General features: G+C 60.7%; 15 protein-coding genes and 1 tRNA gene. 7 read left to right on the top strand and 9 right to left on the bottom strand.

Annotation, left to right across the window (positions count from 1 at the left end):
• Window positions 1-56: 56 nt before the first annotated feature.
• The 3 genes from K5658_RS04140 (at window position 57) to K5658_RS04130 (ending at window position 4,065) form a co-directional block, all read left to right on the top strand.
• Window positions 57-1,415: a methyl-accepting chemotaxis protein gene (locus K5658_RS04140; RefSeq protein WP_221065717.1), complete on the top strand. Its 1,359-nt coding sequence runs from the start codon at window positions 57-59 to the stop codon at window positions 1,413-1,415.
• 101 nt (window positions 1,416-1,516) lie between these two features.
• The gene (locus K5658_RS04135) at window positions 1,517-2,299 is read left to right on the top strand and encodes an enoyl-ACP reductase FabI (RefSeq protein ID WP_221065716.1); all 783 of its coding nucleotides are present in this window, start codon (window positions 1,517-1,519) and stop codon (window positions 2,297-2,299) included.
• A gap of 437 nt (window positions 2,300-2,736) precedes the next feature.
• Window positions 2,737-4,065 (top strand): sigma 54-interacting transcriptional regulator, encoded by a 1,329-nt coding sequence (locus tag K5658_RS04130; RefSeq protein WP_221065715.1) that lies wholly within the window; start codon window positions 2,737-2,739, stop codon window positions 4,063-4,065.
• 65 nt (window positions 4,066-4,130) lie between these two features.
• On the opposite strand, the gene K5658_RS04125 is transcribed toward K5658_RS04130, so the two are convergent.
• Window positions 4,131-4,376, bottom strand: coding sequence for a hypothetical protein (locus K5658_RS04125; protein ID WP_221065714.1), 246 nt, complete (start codon window positions 4,374-4,376; stop codon window positions 4,131-4,133).
• Between the two features lie 313 nt (window positions 4,377-4,689).
• Between K5658_RS04125 and K5658_RS04120 the strand changes: the two genes are divergently transcribed.
• Complete coding sequence (locus K5658_RS04120; protein WP_221065713.1) at window positions 4,690-5,310, top strand: class I SAM-dependent methyltransferase; 621 nt, start codon at window positions 4,690-4,692, stop codon at window positions 5,308-5,310.
• A gap of 75 nt (window positions 5,311-5,385) precedes the next feature.
• On the opposite strand, the gene rpoH is transcribed toward K5658_RS04120, so the two are convergent.
• The 6 genes from rpoH to K5658_RS04090 all read right to left on the bottom strand — a co-directional run bounded on the left by rpoH (window position 5,386) and on the right by K5658_RS04090 (window position 11,873).
• A complete protein-coding gene (gene rpoH, locus K5658_RS04115) occupies window positions 5,386-6,240 on the bottom strand; it encodes an RNA polymerase sigma factor RpoH (RefSeq protein WP_221065712.1) in 855 nt (284 codons plus the stop codon).
• A gap of 74 nt (window positions 6,241-6,314) precedes the next feature.
• Window positions 6,315-7,319, bottom strand: coding sequence for a permease-like cell division protein FtsX (gene ftsX, locus K5658_RS04110; RefSeq protein WP_221065711.1), 1,005 nt, complete (start codon window positions 7,317-7,319; stop codon window positions 6,315-6,317).
• Between the two features lie 3 nt (window positions 7,320-7,322).
• Complete coding sequence (gene ftsE / locus K5658_RS04105; protein WP_221065710.1) at window positions 7,323-7,982, bottom strand: cell division ATP-binding protein FtsE; 660 nt, start codon at window positions 7,980-7,982, stop codon at window positions 7,323-7,325.
• Between the two features lie 101 nt (window positions 7,983-8,083).
• Window positions 8,084-8,572: a transcriptional repressor gene (locus K5658_RS04100; RefSeq protein ID WP_085215886.1), complete on the bottom strand. Its 489-nt coding sequence runs from the start codon at window positions 8,570-8,572 to the stop codon at window positions 8,084-8,086.
• 62 nt (window positions 8,573-8,634) lie between these two features.
• Window positions 8,635-10,443 (bottom strand): sodium-extruding oxaloacetate decarboxylase subunit alpha, encoded by a 1,809-nt coding sequence (gene oadA, locus K5658_RS04095; protein ID WP_221065709.1) that lies wholly within the window; start codon window positions 10,441-10,443, stop codon window positions 8,635-8,637.
• 11 nt (window positions 10,444-10,454) lie between these two features.
• Window positions 10,455-11,873, bottom strand: coding sequence for an acetyl-CoA carboxylase biotin carboxylase subunit (locus K5658_RS04090; RefSeq protein ID WP_221065708.1), 1,419 nt, complete (start codon window positions 11,871-11,873; stop codon window positions 10,455-10,457).
• Window positions 11,874-11,980: 107 nt separating this feature from the next.
• Between K5658_RS04090 and K5658_RS04085 the strand changes: the two genes are divergently transcribed.
• Window positions 11,981-12,057 (top strand) — tRNA-Arg (locus K5658_RS04085).
• 128 nt (window positions 12,058-12,185) lie between these two features.
• Here the strand turns inward: K5658_RS04085 and K5658_RS04080 are convergent.
• Entirely contained in the window at window positions 12,186-13,049 is an 864-nt protein-coding gene (locus K5658_RS04080; protein WP_221065707.1) for a hypothetical protein, read from the bottom strand.
• 119 nt (window positions 13,050-13,168) lie between these two features.
• Here K5658_RS04080 and K5658_RS04075 point away from each other — a divergent pair, with 119 nt between their 5' ends.
• Window positions 13,169-13,414 (top strand): helix-turn-helix domain-containing protein, encoded by a 246-nt coding sequence (locus tag K5658_RS04075; protein ID WP_221065706.1) that lies wholly within the window; start codon window positions 13,169-13,171, stop codon window positions 13,412-13,414.
• Window positions 13,395-14,102 carry a hypothetical protein gene (locus tag K5658_RS04070; protein WP_221065705.1) on the top strand — a complete coding sequence of 236 codons (708 nt, stop codon included), beginning with the start codon at window positions 13,395-13,397 and terminating at the stop codon, window positions 14,100-14,102. Before K5658_RS04075 ends, K5658_RS04070 begins: the two co-directional genes overlap by 20 nt.
• On the opposite strand, the gene K5658_RS04065 is transcribed toward K5658_RS04070, so the two are convergent.
• Window positions 14,092-15,414 carry a DNA methyltransferase gene (locus K5658_RS04065; RefSeq protein WP_221065704.1) on the bottom strand — a complete coding sequence of 441 codons (1,323 nt, stop codon included), beginning with the start codon at window positions 15,412-15,414 and terminating at the stop codon, window positions 14,092-14,094. The genes K5658_RS04070 and K5658_RS04065 overlap by 11 nt on opposite strands.
• Window positions 15,415-15,621 lie beyond the last annotated feature (207 nt).

Raw genomic sequence — 15,621 nt, 5'->3', positions numbered from 1 at the left:
CCCCCAATCCGGGCCGGATCGCGGCCTCCGTCAGGCACTTACCCGCACAGGCAGCCATGAGTTTCCCCTTGTTTTTCAAAAACGCCCAAGAAGCGGCCAAGCATCTCATCGACGCCGCGCTGGCGATGGACCGGGGCCGGCTGCGAAGCGCCATGGCCGAACACCGGCGGGAGGCGGCGTTGTTCGCGGATACCCTGAACGCCATCGCCGACTCCGGCCACCGCCTGCTGGCCCTGGCCGACCACACCAGCGACACCGTGGCGCTGATCGCCAAGGCGCAGATTTCCGGGCACGATTTCCACCAAAAGCTCCACCAGGTCAACACGATGACCCAGAGCCTGGCCTCGGCCATCGAGCAGATGTCCGCCACCGCCGACGATATCGCCCGCAACGCCGGGTTCTCCTCGGAATGCGCGGGCAAAAGCCTGGACTACTCCAACCAGGGCCGCCGGGAAATCGATGTGCTGATCGCCGAGATGAACGGCCTGACCGGCGCGGTGCGCCAGACCGGCGACGCCCTCAAGCACTTCGTCGAGGAGGTCCGCAGCATCGGCGAATTCACGGCGCGGGTACGCAACATCGCCGAGCAAACCAACCTGCTGGCGCTCAACGCGGCCATCGAGGCGGCGCGGGCCGGGGAACACGGCCGCGGCTTCGCGGTGGTGGCCGACGAAATCCGCAAGCTCGCCAACGTCTCGGCGGAGGCCGCGCAGGAAATCGACAAGGTGGCGGCTTCGGTCGGCCAGCAATCCGGCCAGGTCATCGCCCAGGTCGAAACCACCCGCGAGCGCCTGAACACGGGCGGGGCCACCCTGGGACGGCTGGAATACTTGCTATCCGAAGTCGAGCAGGCCACCCGCGACACCAACGACCGGACCCATGGCATCGCCGTCGCCGCCGAACAGCAAAGCCAGGTCAGCCAGGCGATGGCGGGCAATATCCACGAGCTATCGACCAGCGTCGCCCATGTCGAGGGCATTTACGACGGAATGCTCGGGTCGATGGAACGGTTGGTCCAATCCAGCGCCCAGCAACTCAACCTGCTGGCGCGCTGGGAAACCCCGGCCCTGCTGGTGAAGACCGCCAAGGGCTGCCATAGCCTGTGGGTGGCCAAGGTCAACAAGGCCCTGATCGACGGGGGGAGTTCGCTCGACCCCAGGGAATTGACCGACCACCATAGCTGCCGGCTGGGGCAATGGTACGACGGCCCGGGCCGGGAGCGCTTCGGGAACCTCCCGGAATTCCAAGCCCTGCTGCATATCCATGAACAGGTCCACGAGACCGGCCGGAAAATCGTCGCGGCGATCCACGCGGGACGGCGGGCCGAAGCGAAAGCCATGGCGATCCAGTTGGATTCCCTGTCCGAATCGGTCAAAAACCAGTTGGACCGCCTGGGTGCCGCGCTCGGCGGTTAGCCGGCCACACCCCCGCCAACCCCTCCCCCCGCGACTGGACAGCCCCCCGGCGCTGTCGGATACTTGCGCCCCTTTCCACCCCCACACACCGGAGAAACACCATGGGTTTCATGCAGAACAAGCGCGCCCTCGTCGTCGGCGTCGCCAGCAACCGCTCCATCGCCTACGGCATCGCCGAGGCCATGGTCCGGGAAGGCGCGGAAATCGCCCTGACCTATCAGAACGACAAGCTCAAGGAACGGGTGGAGAAACTGGCCGCGGAACTGGGCGCCAAGATCGTCCTGCCCTGCGAGGTCAGCAGCGACGCCGAGATCGAGACCTTATTCACCGAACTGGGCCAACATTGGGACGGACTCGACATCATCGTCCACTCGGTGGCCTTCGCGCCCCGCGCCGCGCTGGAAGGCGACTACCTCGACGCCGTCACCCGCGAGAATTTCCAGATCGCCCACGATGTGAGTTCCTATAGCTTCGCCGCCCTGGCCAAGGCCGGGCGCAAAATGCTACAGGGCCGCAACGGCGCCCTGCTGACCCTGAGCTATCTCGGGGCCGAGCGGGTCATCCCCAACTACAACGTGATGGGCGTCGCCAAGGCCAGCCTGGAGGCCAATGTCCGCTACATGGCGGCCTCGCTCGGCCCCGAGGGCATCCGGGTCAACGCCGTGTCGGCCGGTCCGATCCGCACCCTGGCCGCCTCCGGCATCGCCAATTTCCGCGAGATGCTGTCCAAGGGCGAGCAGGCCGCCCCCACCCGCCGCAACGTCACCATCGAGGAGGTCGGCAACGCCGCCGCCTTCCTCTGCTCCGACCTCGCCTCGGGCATCACCGGGGAAATCCTCTACGTGGATGGCGGTTACAACATTGTCGGCTTGTCGGGACTGTAAAACCCGCAGTCCCACCCCAGGGGTTCCCCCGCCGCCACCGGGAACCCCTGCCCCGCCTTATCCCCCCCCAACCGGCGCATTCCGGGCCGGCCCGCCTATTCCCGATACCCATAAAGCATAAAAATACCGGCGACGCAATGAACTAATTCACAAAAGCCGGGCGATATATGAACAATACCTCGCCCCCGGCTTATTGCATCATGGCGTCCCGGCATTGTTAATTCTGGTATTCCAGGGTGGCATGATCGACGGTAGGATATGTCCCTCCGCGAGGACTTCATCGCCCATCCCAAATGTATCCACAAGAATAATGCATACCTCCACCGCCATTTCCATCACATACCCCCGACAGTCGACCGCGGCGACCGTCCCCGCCCCGGCGGGCACACCCACGCCGCCTGGCTTTCATCCACCCTCGAACCGGAGCTAGACACACCATGGACGCCAATAACGACCGCGGTTTCGCGATATTGGGCAATCTGGACACGGCGCTGACGCAAGCGCTGGGCGAACGGCTATTGGAACTGGACCTGGAAATCCGTCCGGTGCGCCATGCCACCGAATTCCACAGCCTCGCCACCCAACCGGGCGGGCGCATCGCCGTGCTGGGCGGGGGCCACGGCTCCGACCCGGACGCCCTGGACTGGCTGGATGGGCGGGTGGATGCCCGCCTGCCCCTGGTCTTGGTGGATGCCTCCGATTCCAAGGAACGGGCGGTCCGGGCCTTGCGGCTGGGCTTCAAGGATTATCTGGCCTGGCCCGCGCCCATCGCCCCCATCTGCGCGGCGGTCATCGACCATATCGAGCAGGGGCACGCCCCGATCCGCATGCTGCCCCGCGACATGCCCTCCATCCTGACCAGCAACCCCGACATGCTGGCCCGGGCCGAATACGCCCGCCGCATCGCGGGCCACGATTGCCACGCCTTCGTCACCGGCGAACCCGGCACCGGCAAGGAATTGTTCGCCGAACTCATCCACGGCGCCAGCCAGCGCCGGGCCGGTCCCTTGATCCGCTTCAACGGGACCACCCTGCCCGGACACCTGCTGGCGGGCGAATTGTTCGGCTACGAGCGGGGTGCGTTCGAGGGGGCGATCCGCCCGTTCCCCGGCCGCCTGGCGCTGGCGGACGGCGGCACCTTGTTCCTGGAAGAGCCCGGCGAATTGCCCGCCGCCATCCAGGCCGAATTGGTCCGTGTCCTGGAAACCCACGCGGTCATGCCCCTGGGCGGCGAGCGCCCGCGCCGGGTGGACCTGCGCGTCGTCGCCGCCAGCCGCCAGCCGTTGGACACCCTGGCCGGGTCGGGCAAGCTGCATCCCGGACTGCTGTCCCGGCTCAACGCCGCCACGATAGAACTGCCGCCCCTGCGCGAACGGACCGAGGACATTCCTTTGTTATTCCGCCATTTCCTGCACCTGCACGCCACCGAATGGCGCCACGCCGCGCCCGGCATGGACCCTTCCGTCCTGGAGGCGCTCATGGCCTACGACTGGCCGGGCAATGTGCGGGAACTGCGCGAGACCGTGGCCCTGGCCCTGCAAACCTGCCAAGGCCCGCGCCTCCTGCCCCAGCACCTGCCCAAGGCGCTGCGGCAATCGGCCCCCCAGTCCACCGGGGAACGGGCGCGCTTGCTGGCCGCGTTGGCGGCGACGGGGGGGAATAAGAGCGAGGCGGCGGCGCGGCTGAATTGCTCGCGGATGACGCTGTACCGGAGGATGCGGAAGCTCGGGGTCGATCCCAGGAGCCTCCCCGGCTCGAAGGCTTGAGTCCTCCCGGCGGTTCCGGGAAGCCCGGCGCAAAACCGGCGGTTCCGGGCGGAACCGCCGCGGCTTCAGGCGAAATAATCGCGCAAGGACGATTCGATCAGGCTCCAAGGCATGACGAACGGCTTCTTGGTGATCTCCACCGCCATCGTATCCGCCTGGATCGAATAACTCCCCTCGATGCCCAGGCCGGAAAAACTCCCGGCCTGTCCATTCCCCTCGAACTCGACCCCCTTGTCCTTCGCCGCCACCTTGGCCTTGGCGATGATCGCCTCGGGATCGCCCTTCAGTTTTACTTCGAATGATTTGCTCATGGTCTGGGATTCGCGTTACCGGTATTGAAACAAGCCGGCCCATCTTAAACGAATTCGCGGAAGCGGGCACGGGCGGGCCGATTCCCATGGGACCGCCGAACCTTTATGATTCGGGCTCCCATCGGCGCGGGCCGCGTTCCAACCGAAACCGCCCCGCCGCCGGGAACCCATGGCCCGGACGGCGGAAACCCACGCCCATCCCTTCCGTTTCCGCCCCCCGCCGCGCAGCCCGGCGGGCATGGCCAGAAACCCACCCGAAAACCCAAGAAACGCCCTTGCCGCCGCGACACCGCGCCAGGGCAGAGGACACGCTATGCAATTGGAACACATCCTGAAATCCTACGCCCGCTACGCCCCGGTCTACGACCAAACCTTCGGCTGGATGCTGAGCTACCGCGGCCGCACCATGGCGGCCGGGGTCACCAACCAGCGGCCCGGCAAGGTGCTGGAGGTGGGCGTCGGCACCGGGATCAGCCTGCGCTACTACCGTAGGGAACATCAGGTCCATGGCATCGATATTTCGCCGGACATGCTCGCCATCGCCCACCGGCGCGTCCACAAGGCCCGGCTGTCCCATGTCTCCAAGCTCAGCCTCATGGACGCCAGGGATATGGAATACGAGGACGAGAGCTTCGATTTCGTGGTGGCCGCCTATGTGATGTCGGTGGTGCCGGAACCGGCGAAGGTATTGCGGGAAATCGAGCGGGTGTGCAAGCCCGGCGGCGATGTGGTGATCGTCAACCATTTCGCGGCGGAACGGGGCTTCCGGCGCAATGTCGAGAAGATGCTCGCGCCCCTGTCGCACAAGCTGGGCTGGCGTCCCGACATGCCGGTCGAGGAAATCCTGTCCAACACCCATCTGCGCGAGGTGAGGCGCCACCAGTTGCCGCCGCTGGGCATGTTCACCATGCTGCACCTGAAGAAAGAACGTTGAAGCGCCCGGCGGGATCGCGGACATGAAAAAAGGCGGCTCCAAAGCCGCCTTTTTTCCAGGACCATGCGAGGCCGCTCAAGCCGCCAGCGAGGTTTTCAGCCGCTTCATGGCGGTGTTCTCGAGCTGGCGGATGCGCTCGGCGGAGACGTTGTACCGGGCCGCCAGATCGTGCAGGGTCAGCTTCTGCTCGCTCAGCCAGCGGCTGGTCACGATGTCGCGGCTGCGGTCGTCCAATTGCTCGATGGCGGCCAGGAGGCGCTGTTGCTTATGCTCGCCCCAATCGTTGTCTTCCAACAGCGCGGCGGGGTCGGCGTTGTCCTGTTGCAGGTAATGCACCGGGGCCGACACGTCCTTCTCGTCGGCGTCGGCGTCGAGCGGCTGGTCGAAGGCCATGTCCTGCTGGCTCAGGCGGCTTTCCATCTCGTAGACCGTATCCACGTCCACCCCGAGTTCGTCGGCCACCGCCGTGGCCTCGTCGTGGGTGAACCAACCCAGGCGCGGCTTAAATTTCCTGAGGTTGAAGAACAGCTTGCGCTGGGCCTTGGTGGTGGCGACCTTGACGATGCGCCAGTTCTGGATGATGAATTCGTGGATTTCGGCCCGGATCCAATGCACCGCGAACGACACCAGGCGCACGCCGACCTCGGGGTCGTAGCGCTTCACGGCCTTCATCAGGCCGATATTGCCCTCCTGGATCAGGTCGGGCAGCGGCAAACCGTAGCCCAGATACCCTTTGGCGATATGCACCACGAAGCGGAGATTGCCCAGCACCAACAGGCGGGCGGCCTCCAGATCGTTCTCGTCGCGGAAACGCAGGGCGAGTTCGTGTTCTTGCTCGGCATCCCAACGCGGCATACGGTTGACCGTGGCGACGTACTCTTCGATGGAACCCAGCGCGGGATTGACCGGAAGGGTTAATGCGTTGCTCATGGTAGGTATCCTGTTTTTGGAGGGTTGCCAGATATTAGCACTCCTCTTTATCGAGTGCTAATGGTTCGCACGGCTCAATCCGGGTCGAGCTTGCGGAGATGGTAGAACACCACCGCCCACGCCCCGGCGACGCCCAATACGACCGAGGCCCCGATCAAGAGTTCCGATTCCGCCCAGTTCAGGAAGGCCAGACGGTAGGCGCTCCCATAGAGTTCGGCCAATTCCAGCGCCGGGCCGCGCAAGATCAAGAGTAGTAGATCGCTCAGCACCCAGGCCAGGCTCCCGCCCAACAAGCCATACCAAAACCCGGCGTACAGGAAAGGCCGGATGATGAAGCCATCGGTGGCCCCGAGCAGCTTGGCGACGGCGATTTCCTCGCGGCGGTGCTGCAATTCCAGGCGGATGGTATTACCGACGATGAACAACACCCCCAATCCCAACAACAGGCCGAACACCACGATGGCCCGGTCCGCCATCGCCAGCATGGCCCTGAGCTTGCGCAGCCATTCGGTGTCGAACTGGGCGAAATCGGCCTCGGGCAAGCCGGACAGTTCGGCCAGGAGGACTTGCAACTCGTCCGGCGTGGCCCGGCCATCCTTGGGTTTCAGACTGATGACGGCGGGCAGGGGGTTGTAATCCAACGCTTCCAGGGCATCGCCAAAACCACTATAGGCCCGCAGTTCGCGCAAACCTTCCTCCTTGCTGATGACCTGGGCCTCGGCCAGCTTGGGATGCAGCCGCAGCCGCTCGGCCAAGCGCCGGGCCACGTCGTTGGACAGTTCCGGCTTCAGGAACAGCGAAATCCGGCTGGTGGCTTCGAGGCCGGCGCTGGCTTCCTGGGCGTTGCGGATCAAGGCGTGGAAATCGGCGGGCAAGGTCAGGGCGATGGCGATCACCAGGATGGTGAGGGCCGAGGCCAAGGGGGCGTCCCGCAGCCGATGGAAACTGTCCTTGGCGATATCGCGCTGCAAGGCGCAGAAGGCTTGCAGCCGCTCGACGGGACCCCGGCCCAAGCGGCCCGCCCGGCCCACCGTGCCATTGCGCCGCCGCGCCCAGAATTTGAACCGATCCCAATCCATCGCTCAACCGCCCTCCAACAACCTGCCCTGATGCAAGCGCAGCCTGCGGCAAGCCATGCGCGAGATCAAGCCCAGGTCGTGGGTGGCGATCAACAAGGTCACGCCCACGGCGTTGAATTCGCGGAACAGGCCCATGATTTCGGTGGCCAGTTCGGGATCGAGGTTGCCGGTGGGCTCGTCGGCCAGGATCACCGGCGGCTTGTGGACGATGGCGCGGGCGATGCCGACCCGTTGTTGCTCGCCGCCGGACAAGCCCTTGGGGTAGCGCTTTTCCTTGCGCAACAAACCGACCTTGTCCAGGGCGGCGCGGACCCGGCGGCCAATCTCGGTGGGGCTATAACCGGCGATGGCGAGCGGCAAGGCCACGTTGTCGAATACCGTGCGGTCGTGCAGCAGCCGGTAATCCTGGAAGATCAGGCCGAGCTTGCGGCGCAGGAAGGGGATTTCGCGCTGGGTCAGGCGGTTGATGGGCTGGCCGTCCAGGACGATCTTGCCGCGGGTGGGCCGCTCGATCACCGGGATGAGCCGGAGCAAGGTGCTTTTGCCCGCGCCGGAATGGCCGGTGAGGAAGGCCAGTTCCCCCGGTTCCAGCGCGAAGCTGACCTCGGAAAGGGCGTCTCCGCTTTCGGAATAGCGTTTCGTGACGTTTTGGAATTCGAGCATGGATTGAACAAGTGGATGAATCCTACGCCGGAATCGACGCACATCGATTCCAACGCATTGATAACCGATGGGGCATGTCCCGACGGAGCCGCCCGCCGGGCTCAACCAACCCCGGCGCAGCCGGCGCACAAGCCATGCACCTCGAAGGTCTTGCGGCTGGGCGCGAACCCCGCCACCCCGATCTCCCGCGCCGCCGCCGCCATCAGTTCCGGGGCGGGCCGCTCCTCGACGGTATGGCAGCGCTCGCAGATCAATAGCAGGAGTTCGTGGCGCTGCTCGGGCACATTGCAGCCGACATAGGCGTTCAGGCTTTCCACCCGGTGGATCAGCCCTTGTTCCAACAGGAAATCCAGCGCCCGGTAGATGGTGGCGGGCTTGGCGGAACAATCGAAATCCTTGAGCGCTTCGAGCAGGTCGTAGGCCTTGGCCGATTCGTGGCTGGACCAGATCAGTTCCAGCACCCGCCGCCGGAGCGGCGTGAACCTGGCGCCGCGCTCATCGCACAGGCGTTCCGCCAGCGCCAGCGCCTTGGCGATGCAATCTTGATGGTCGTGGGCGTCAGGTTCATGGGGGGGGTTCGCGGTGGCCATGGCTCGCTCGGTGCAATCGGGGATGGGCGATTGTACGACAGCGTGGCGGGCGGCGGGACGGCTCAGGCATCCGGGACGATTTCCATCAACACTTCGTTGGGATTCACCCGGTCGCCTTTCTTGGCATGGACCGCCGCCACCGTGCCGGCGATGGGCGCTTGGATTTCCGATTCCATCTTCATGGCCTCCGTCACCAAGACGCACTGCCCGGCCCGCACCGCGTCGCCGACCTGGACCAGGATATCGACGATATTGCCGGGCATGGCCGCGACCACATCGCCGGGCTTCCCAGGAATCGGCCTGCCGCTGGGCGCGACCCCGCGCCGGTAGCCGCTCAGCACTTCCAAATCGACTTCCTGCGGCACGCCGTCCAAGGTGATATAGAAGCGCCGCCGGGGTTGTCCGCTGATATTGGCGCCGGTGATCTGGACATCGTAGGCTTCGCCATGCACGAACACCTTGAACTCGGTGGGCACCTCGCCCTGGACCGTGGCGGCGGCGGCGGCGGTTTCCGGCAACAAGGGTTCGGGCTGCAAACGGCCTTCCCGGCGCTCGACCAAGAAGGTCTTCCCCACTTCCGGGAACATGGCGTAGATCATCAAATCGGTCGGGCTGGTGGCGAAGTCGCCGCTATCCCGCGCCAGGGTTTCGAGTTCGGGCTTGAGCAAATCCGCCGGACGGATGTCGATCACCTGCTCCTGGCCGATGGCCCGCCGCTGCAAATCGGGATCGACCGGGGCCGGGGGCTTGCCATAACCGCCTTGCAGATAGCGTTTCACCTCGTTGGTGATGGATTGGTAGCGCTCGCCCGTGACCACGTTCAGCACCGCCTGGGTGCCGACGATCTGCGAAGTCGGCGTCACCAAGGGCGGATAGCCCAAATCGCGCCGCACCCTGGGGATTTCGTCGAATACTTCCAGGATACGGTGCAAAGCGCCCTGCTCTTCCAATTGCTTCGCCAAGTTCGACATCATCCCGCCCGGCACCTGGTTGACCTGGACGCGGGTATCGACCCCGGTGAATTCGCTCTCGAACTGGCGGTATTGCTTGCGCACCTTGGCGAAATAGGCGGCGATCTCCTGGAGCGATTCCAAATCCAGCCCGGTTTCGTGATGGGTGCCGCGCAGGGCCGCGACCATGCTTTCGGTGGGCGCGTGGCTGGTGCCGCCCGCGAAGGCCGAAATCGCCGTGTCGATATGGGCGCAGCCGTGTTCCACGGCTTTCAGGGCGCACATCTCGGCCAGGCCGCAGGTGGCATGGGTGTGCAGATGCAAAGGGATTTCGACCGCCCCGCGCAGGGCGGCGATCAATTCGGCGGTGGCGCTGGGCGTGAGCAACCCGGCCATATCCTTGATGGCGAGGCTATCCGCGCCCATCGCGGCCAGGGCTTGGGCCTGCTCGACATAGAGGTCCACAGTATGCACCGGACTCAAGGTGTAGCAAATCGCCGCCTGGGCGTGCTTGTCTTGTTCCTTCACCGCCGCGATGGCGGTTTCGAGGTTGCGAAGGTCGTTGAGCGCGTCGAACACCCGGAACACATCGATGCCTTCCAGGGCCGCGAGCCGCACGAATTCGCGCACCACATCGTCGGAATAATGCCGGTAGCCCAGGAGATTCTGGCCACGCAGCAGCATTTGCAAGCGGGTGTGCGGCAGGGCGCGGCGCAGTTGGCGCAGCCGTTCCCAGGGGTCTTCTTTCAGGAAGCGCAAACAGGCGTCGAAGGTCGCCCCGCCCCAGACTTCCAGCGACCAGTAGCCCACCCGGTCCAGCTTGTCGCAGATGGGCAGCATGTCCTCGGTGCGGAGCCGGGTGGCGATGAGCGACTGGTGGGCGTCGCGCAGGATGGTGTCGGTGATGAAGACTTTGCTCATGGCTTTTTCCCCTATAAACCCACATGCGCCGCAATCGCCGCCGCGATGGCCAAAGCCGCCTCGCTCCTGCCCCGCTTCAGCGAATAATTCAACAACTCGGGATGGTCCTGCAAAAACCCGGTATCGAACACGCCGCGCCGGAATTCGGGATGGTCGAGGATTTCCCGGTAGAACGGCAGGGTGGTGCGTACCCCGCTGATGGCAATATCGCCCAACACCCGCCGCCCGCGGGCGATGGTTTCCTCCCAAGTGCGCCCGCTCACGATGAGCTTGGCGCACAGGGAATCGTAATGCGGCGGGATTTCATAGCCGGTATAGATCGCGGTATCGATGCGGACGCCCGGTCCGCCCGGCGCGTAATAACGGGTCAAGCGGCCATAGCTGGGCAGGAAGTTGTTCTTGGGGTCTTCGGCGTTGATGCGGAGTTGCATGGCATAGCCGTGGTAGCGCACGTCCTCTTGGCGGAAGCTCAAGGGCTGGTGGTTGGCGATATGGATTTGCTCCTTGACGATATCGATGCCGGTGATTTCCTCGGTGATGGTGTGTTCGACCTGGATGCGGGTATTTACCTCCATGAAATAGAATTCCCCGGTCCCGGTCAGCAGGAATTCCACCGTGCCCGCGTTGCGGTAATCCGCCGCCTTGGCCGCCCGCACCGCGAGTTGGCCGATAAATTCGCGCTGTTCGGGCCTAAGCTGCGGCGAGGGGGCGATTTCGATCAGCTTTTGATTACGGCGCTGGATCGAGCAATCCCGCTCGTACAAATGCACCACATTGCCGAAATGGTCGCCCAGGACCTGCACCTCGATATGGCGGGGCCGCTCGATGCATTTTTCCAAAAACACCTCGGCCCGCCCGAACGCCTGGGTGGCCTCGGAAACCACCCGCCGGTAATTCTGGGCCAGTTCGTGGGCGCTGTCGCAACGGCGGATGCCGCGCCCGCCGCCGCCGGAAGTCGCTTTCAGCATCACCGGATAGCCAATACGGGCCGCTTCTTCCAAAGCGGCTTCGAGGCGCTCGACATTGCCCTCGCTCCCCGGCGTCACCGGCACGCCCGCCGCGACCATGGCGGCGCGGGCCTGGGTCTTGTCGCCCAGGAGGCGGATGGTGTCGGCGTTGGGTCCCACGAACACCAAGCCCCGCACCGCACAAGCGCGGGCCAGTTCCGGGTTTTCGGATAGGAAGCCATAGCCGGGATGCACGGCGTCGCAACCGGTGGCGGCGGCGAGGTTGACGATGCGGTGGGGATTGAGATATCCGGCCAGTTCCTCGGCACCGATGCAATAGGCTTCGTCGGCCTTCTTGACATGCAGGGCGAAGCGGTCGGCCTCGGAATAGATGGCGACCGAGCGGATGTCCAGCTCGGCGCAGGCACGGATGATGCGGACGGCGATTTCGCCGCGGTTGGCGATGAGGAGCTTCCGGATCATGGGGATTCCTCCTTTCGGCGGGGGCGCGGCGGGATGGGCTTTGGAAAGACGGCCAGGGGGCGCAATCCGGCGGCTGAGGTGCTAGAATAGCCGCCTCTTTTCCCACGGCCCCGGTAGCTCAGTAGGATAGAGCGTCCCCCTCCTAAGGGGAAGGTCGTACGTTCGAATCGTATTCGGGGCACCATATTTATCAAAGGCTTATCCCTGCAAGGGGGTGGGCCTTTTTTCGTTGGCGGGGTGTTCTCACCCTCTCGCTTACCCTCATTTTGCTTGAAGGAGGGTGAGGCGGGAAGATGGTTCGCCGCCCCACCGTCAGTATTGGGCCATGTTCTCCACGTAGAAAACTTGGTCGAGTTGGTTTTTGTCGCCCTTGTCGTTGGGCTTCACAGTCATGAACCTTCCGCCGTCGCGGTCCCGGACCAGCATCAGCGGGGCCTTGTAGAGCTTATGCTCGGCAATGGCTTTGTCCAGGGTTCCCGTGTCGTTGAGAATATGGCTTCCCTTGATTTCCAACAGCAATAGGCCGTTGCCCCGTGTGCGCTTCCGCACCTTCACTACGAAGTCGGGGAAGTATTGTTTACCGCTCGGCAGGACGAGGCCGATGGACCAGGGCTTGCCGGACTCGTTCCGGTGCCACCATTCCACGGTGTCGGTCAGGTCCGCATCCAGGAGTTCGGCGAAGGCTCGTTCGTCCAGGTTCAAATCCGGCGGGATGACGCCGTAGACGTTGAGCCGGGACTTGGCCGTGGCGAATGGGAGTTCCAGGCGTTCGGGCAGGGGCGCGGTGTCGTGGAGTTCCTTAAAGCAGGCCGCGCATTCCCTCGCCGCCCTGCGGACCAGTCCGGGGAACCTGACGAAAATCAAATCCAGGGCATACCGTAGTTCCTCGTCGGATTTGACGATGCCCTGCGCCTCGCACTCCCGGCGCATCCGCTTCATGAGGGTGGCGATCAAGTCCCGTGGGTGAAGGTAGCCTTCCGGCTCGAACAATACCCGTTGGGCTTGTTGGGCGATCCTTTCCCTTTCCAGACGGGCCAGCACGGCGCAATGCCCGACGACGCCATCGAACAGGCTTTCTTCCCGGCGGGTAATCTTGACGGCTTCTCGTAGTCCTTCGGTGAACTTCCGGTCGTCGATGTTCACCCCTGCCCCGATGCAGTCCAGCAGTCCTTTCAAAAGCTTGATACTAAGCTGTTGTTTTCCAGAACCAACACTGAAAAATGATACTTATAGTCTGTAGACCGATAGTCATCTCGTGCGGATGATAACGAGTGCTTTATACCCGAATAATAGCCATGAATGAGAACTTATACAAAAACATAGTTAGTGAGCTAAAAGCAGTTCGGGTTTTAAAAGGTATGTCTCAAGAAGAATTAGCTGGTAAGTCGGGGCTTCATCGCACATACATCGGCTCAGTTGAAAGAGGGGAGCGGAACATAACGCTTGTAAGCTTCTTGAAGATATGCGGCGCCCTTCAAGTTAATGCATCCACAATATTTTATAACGCAGAAAATAAAAATAATGACGACTCGCATAAATGAGCAAGAGCTTCTCTCTATCGCATTGAGAAACTTAAACAGAGTCCATAGCTTCGATCCGTTCGCAAGCTATCCTGGCGTTAATTCAAAAGCTGATTTTATTGGCTTGATAAACAATGATCCAGCTTTCTGTCACTTGGGCCTCGGGACGGATGAGTATGTGATGGCTAGAATAGGGGGCAACCTCATCACTTCTCTCCACAGAAAAATAGGGGATATGTATGAAAATATTTTTTCTTATCTTCTAATAAAGGTTTTTAATATCCCTGAGCATGACCTACATTTCAGCGTTAACGTCAGAATAAATGATCGATTCCAAGAGCGTTCAACTGATGGGCTTATACCGAAGGAAAAATATAAAGATAACTTTCCTTTGGATTGGCGTAGTTTTGACGGCGTTGGATTTGAGTTAAGGTCTTGCTATCAAATAGGAGACTCAAAACGAATTCAAGCAGATTATGATATGGCGCTGGCACTAAAAGCAAATAATATACTCCCTGTCATGTTAATATTCTGCGAAACTTCGTTAAGGTCTCCTGTGACCCGTCTAAGGAATTCGTGGGATTTGTATGAGGGAGCAGATACGTTTAGGTTAATCCATGCGATAACCGGGTTTGATCTTCACGATTTTATGTTTAGACATAGAGATCATTTCTCAGAATCTATAAATACAGCTCTATCTATCGGCTGACCACTACGGCTGTTTCATAAAGCCGCTTTCTTCCGCCTCTCTTTCTGAAAGAAACTATCTTCTGAACAGAGAAGCCTTCGCTTTCAAAAATTTTACCGAGAATGACCTCGGTGAAAATCTCAATTCCCGAGAGCCGAGAGTTACCTACAACATAAGCTCCACGAAAACCTTGTTTGAGATAAGGGCGAATACCCCTTATATGGAGCCGCATATCGGAAAAGTATTTTGTTGCATAATTGCACATAAGAATACTTTTGCGGCTCAACTCATCGTAATAGCACAAATGCTGTTTTAGCTCTTCGTCAGGAATAATCAACTCTTTTTGGAGAATTGAAGTGGCACGCCCCCAAGTGCCGCCAATAGCTTTCAGATCGATTTCAGTCGCCGCCCCTCGATCGCTAAGCAATTCCATAAAATGCAACTGCGGACGAGTCTGATGAACATAACTAAATCTATTGGGATAAGGTGGCGATGTGATTGCCGCGTCAATCTGGAGGTCACCCAAAAAGCCAGCATCAATATTGACAGAATCGCAACATATTATTTTTGACGTTTCCCGCCTTGGACCACAATATCTAATTAAATCATTCCTGATTGCAGTCAGATTGTTTTCTATTTCATAATCAACATAAATCTCTCGACCATGATCATCATCAAACGTAATTGTTGGATGATTTCTATGTATGTTGGCGCAGTCAAGGGCGGCTTTATTTATCGCGACCCAAAGCAAATCCTGAATATTGCGATAAGATTCAAAATATAAAACACTCCTAAATATAATCAAATCTCGCAATACACTTGGCCTCCACCAGCGATAGACGTCATGAATGATCGGGATGGTCGTTCTAAAAGAAGCTGCTACCTCATCAGGGGTTTGATTATGGTGCTTTTTAACCAACCCCCGACATTCAGTTATATATTTATTAAATAAGGAAAAGTCATAGTCATTAGACCAACGCAATGATTTTTCGCCAACCGCTTGCAGCAATGGATTGATTTCAAAGGAAATACACTCTATCCCCTTCTTTTGGCACTCAATCGCAGTTGTGCCCCTCCCCGAGAATGGGTCGAATACCACATCATTTTCTTTTAATTTAAATTCTTTCAAAAAGAACCTAACTAGCTCAGGCGAATAGCTTGGCGTTAGCCGGTACCAACGATGAATAGACTCCTCCTGCCCAGCCTTGAAGGTAATATCTCCAATATCCACCTCTTCATAGGAAAAGCCGGATAATTTAATATTTTCAAAAAAGCACCTCTGAATCTCATCTTCAAAGAAGTCATCTTCAAATAGCACAGCCTGTTTATTCAATTTATACCCCTTTTAAAATGAACCAAAAGATGACTATAAGTATCACGCAAAGCTATCTAAGTCAACTGTAGTTTCGGAGCAGTGGAGATGATGGTGGCAGCCGAAGCATTGATATGCACCAAACGCCGAGTCATGCCGGATGCGGGAACTACCGTGTTGGGCTGGGCCGTAGACGCCCGTAGGTGTTCGCTTGGGAGAGGGGCACAG

This window comes from Methylomagnum ishizawai, assembly GCF_019670005.1.
Taxonomy (GTDB): domain Bacteria; phylum Pseudomonadota; class Gammaproteobacteria; order Methylococcales; family Methylococcaceae; genus Methylomagnum; species Methylomagnum ishizawai.
The sequence above is the reverse complement of the archived record's forward strand: the minus strand, read 5'-3'. Positions and strand labels throughout refer to the sequence as shown.

Bases quoted from the DNA above. Each gene is read 5' to 3' on its own strand.
- K5658_RS04140 (WP_221065717.1), top strand. From the start codon at position 57: ATGAGTTTCCCCTTGTTTTTCAAAAACGCCCAAGAAGCGGCCAAGCAT.
- K5658_RS04135 (WP_221065716.1), top strand. From the start codon at position 1,517: ATGGGTTTCATGCAGAACAAGCGCGCCCTCGTCGTCGGCGTCGCCAGC.
- K5658_RS04130 (WP_221065715.1), top strand. From the start codon at position 2,737: ATGGACGCCAATAACGACCGCGGTTTCGCGATATTGGGCAATCTGGAC.
- K5658_RS04125 (WP_221065714.1), bottom strand. From the start codon at position 4,376: ATGAGCAAATCATTCGAAGTAAAACTGAAGGGCGATCCCGAGGCGATC.
- K5658_RS04120 (WP_221065713.1), top strand. From the start codon at position 4,690: ATGCAATTGGAACACATCCTGAAATCCTACGCCCGCTACGCCCCGGTC.
- rpoH (WP_221065712.1), bottom strand. From the start codon at position 6,240: ATGAGCAACGCATTAACCCTTCCGGTCAATCCCGCGCTGGGTTCCATC.
- ftsX (WP_221065711.1), bottom strand. From the start codon at position 7,319: ATGGATTGGGATCGGTTCAAATTCTGGGCGCGGCGGCGCAATGGCACG.
- ftsE (WP_221065710.1), bottom strand. From the start codon at position 7,982: ATGCTCGAATTCCAAAACGTCACGAAACGCTATTCCGAAAGCGGAGAC.
- K5658_RS04100 (WP_085215886.1), bottom strand. From the start codon at position 8,572: ATGGCCACCGCGAACCCCCCCCATGAACCTGACGCCCACGACCATCAA.
- oadA (WP_221065709.1), bottom strand. From the start codon at position 10,443: ATGAGCAAAGTCTTCATCACCGACACCATCCTGCGCGACGCCCACCAG.
- K5658_RS04090 (WP_221065708.1), bottom strand. From the start codon at position 11,873: ATGATCCGGAAGCTCCTCATCGCCAACCGCGGCGAAATCGCCGTCCGC.
- K5658_RS04075 (WP_221065706.1), top strand. From the start codon at position 13,169: ATGAATGAGAACTTATACAAAAACATAGTTAGTGAGCTAAAAGCAGTT.
- K5658_RS04070 (WP_221065705.1), top strand. From the start codon at position 13,395: ATGACGACTCGCATAAATGAGCAAGAGCTTCTCTCTATCGCATTGAGA.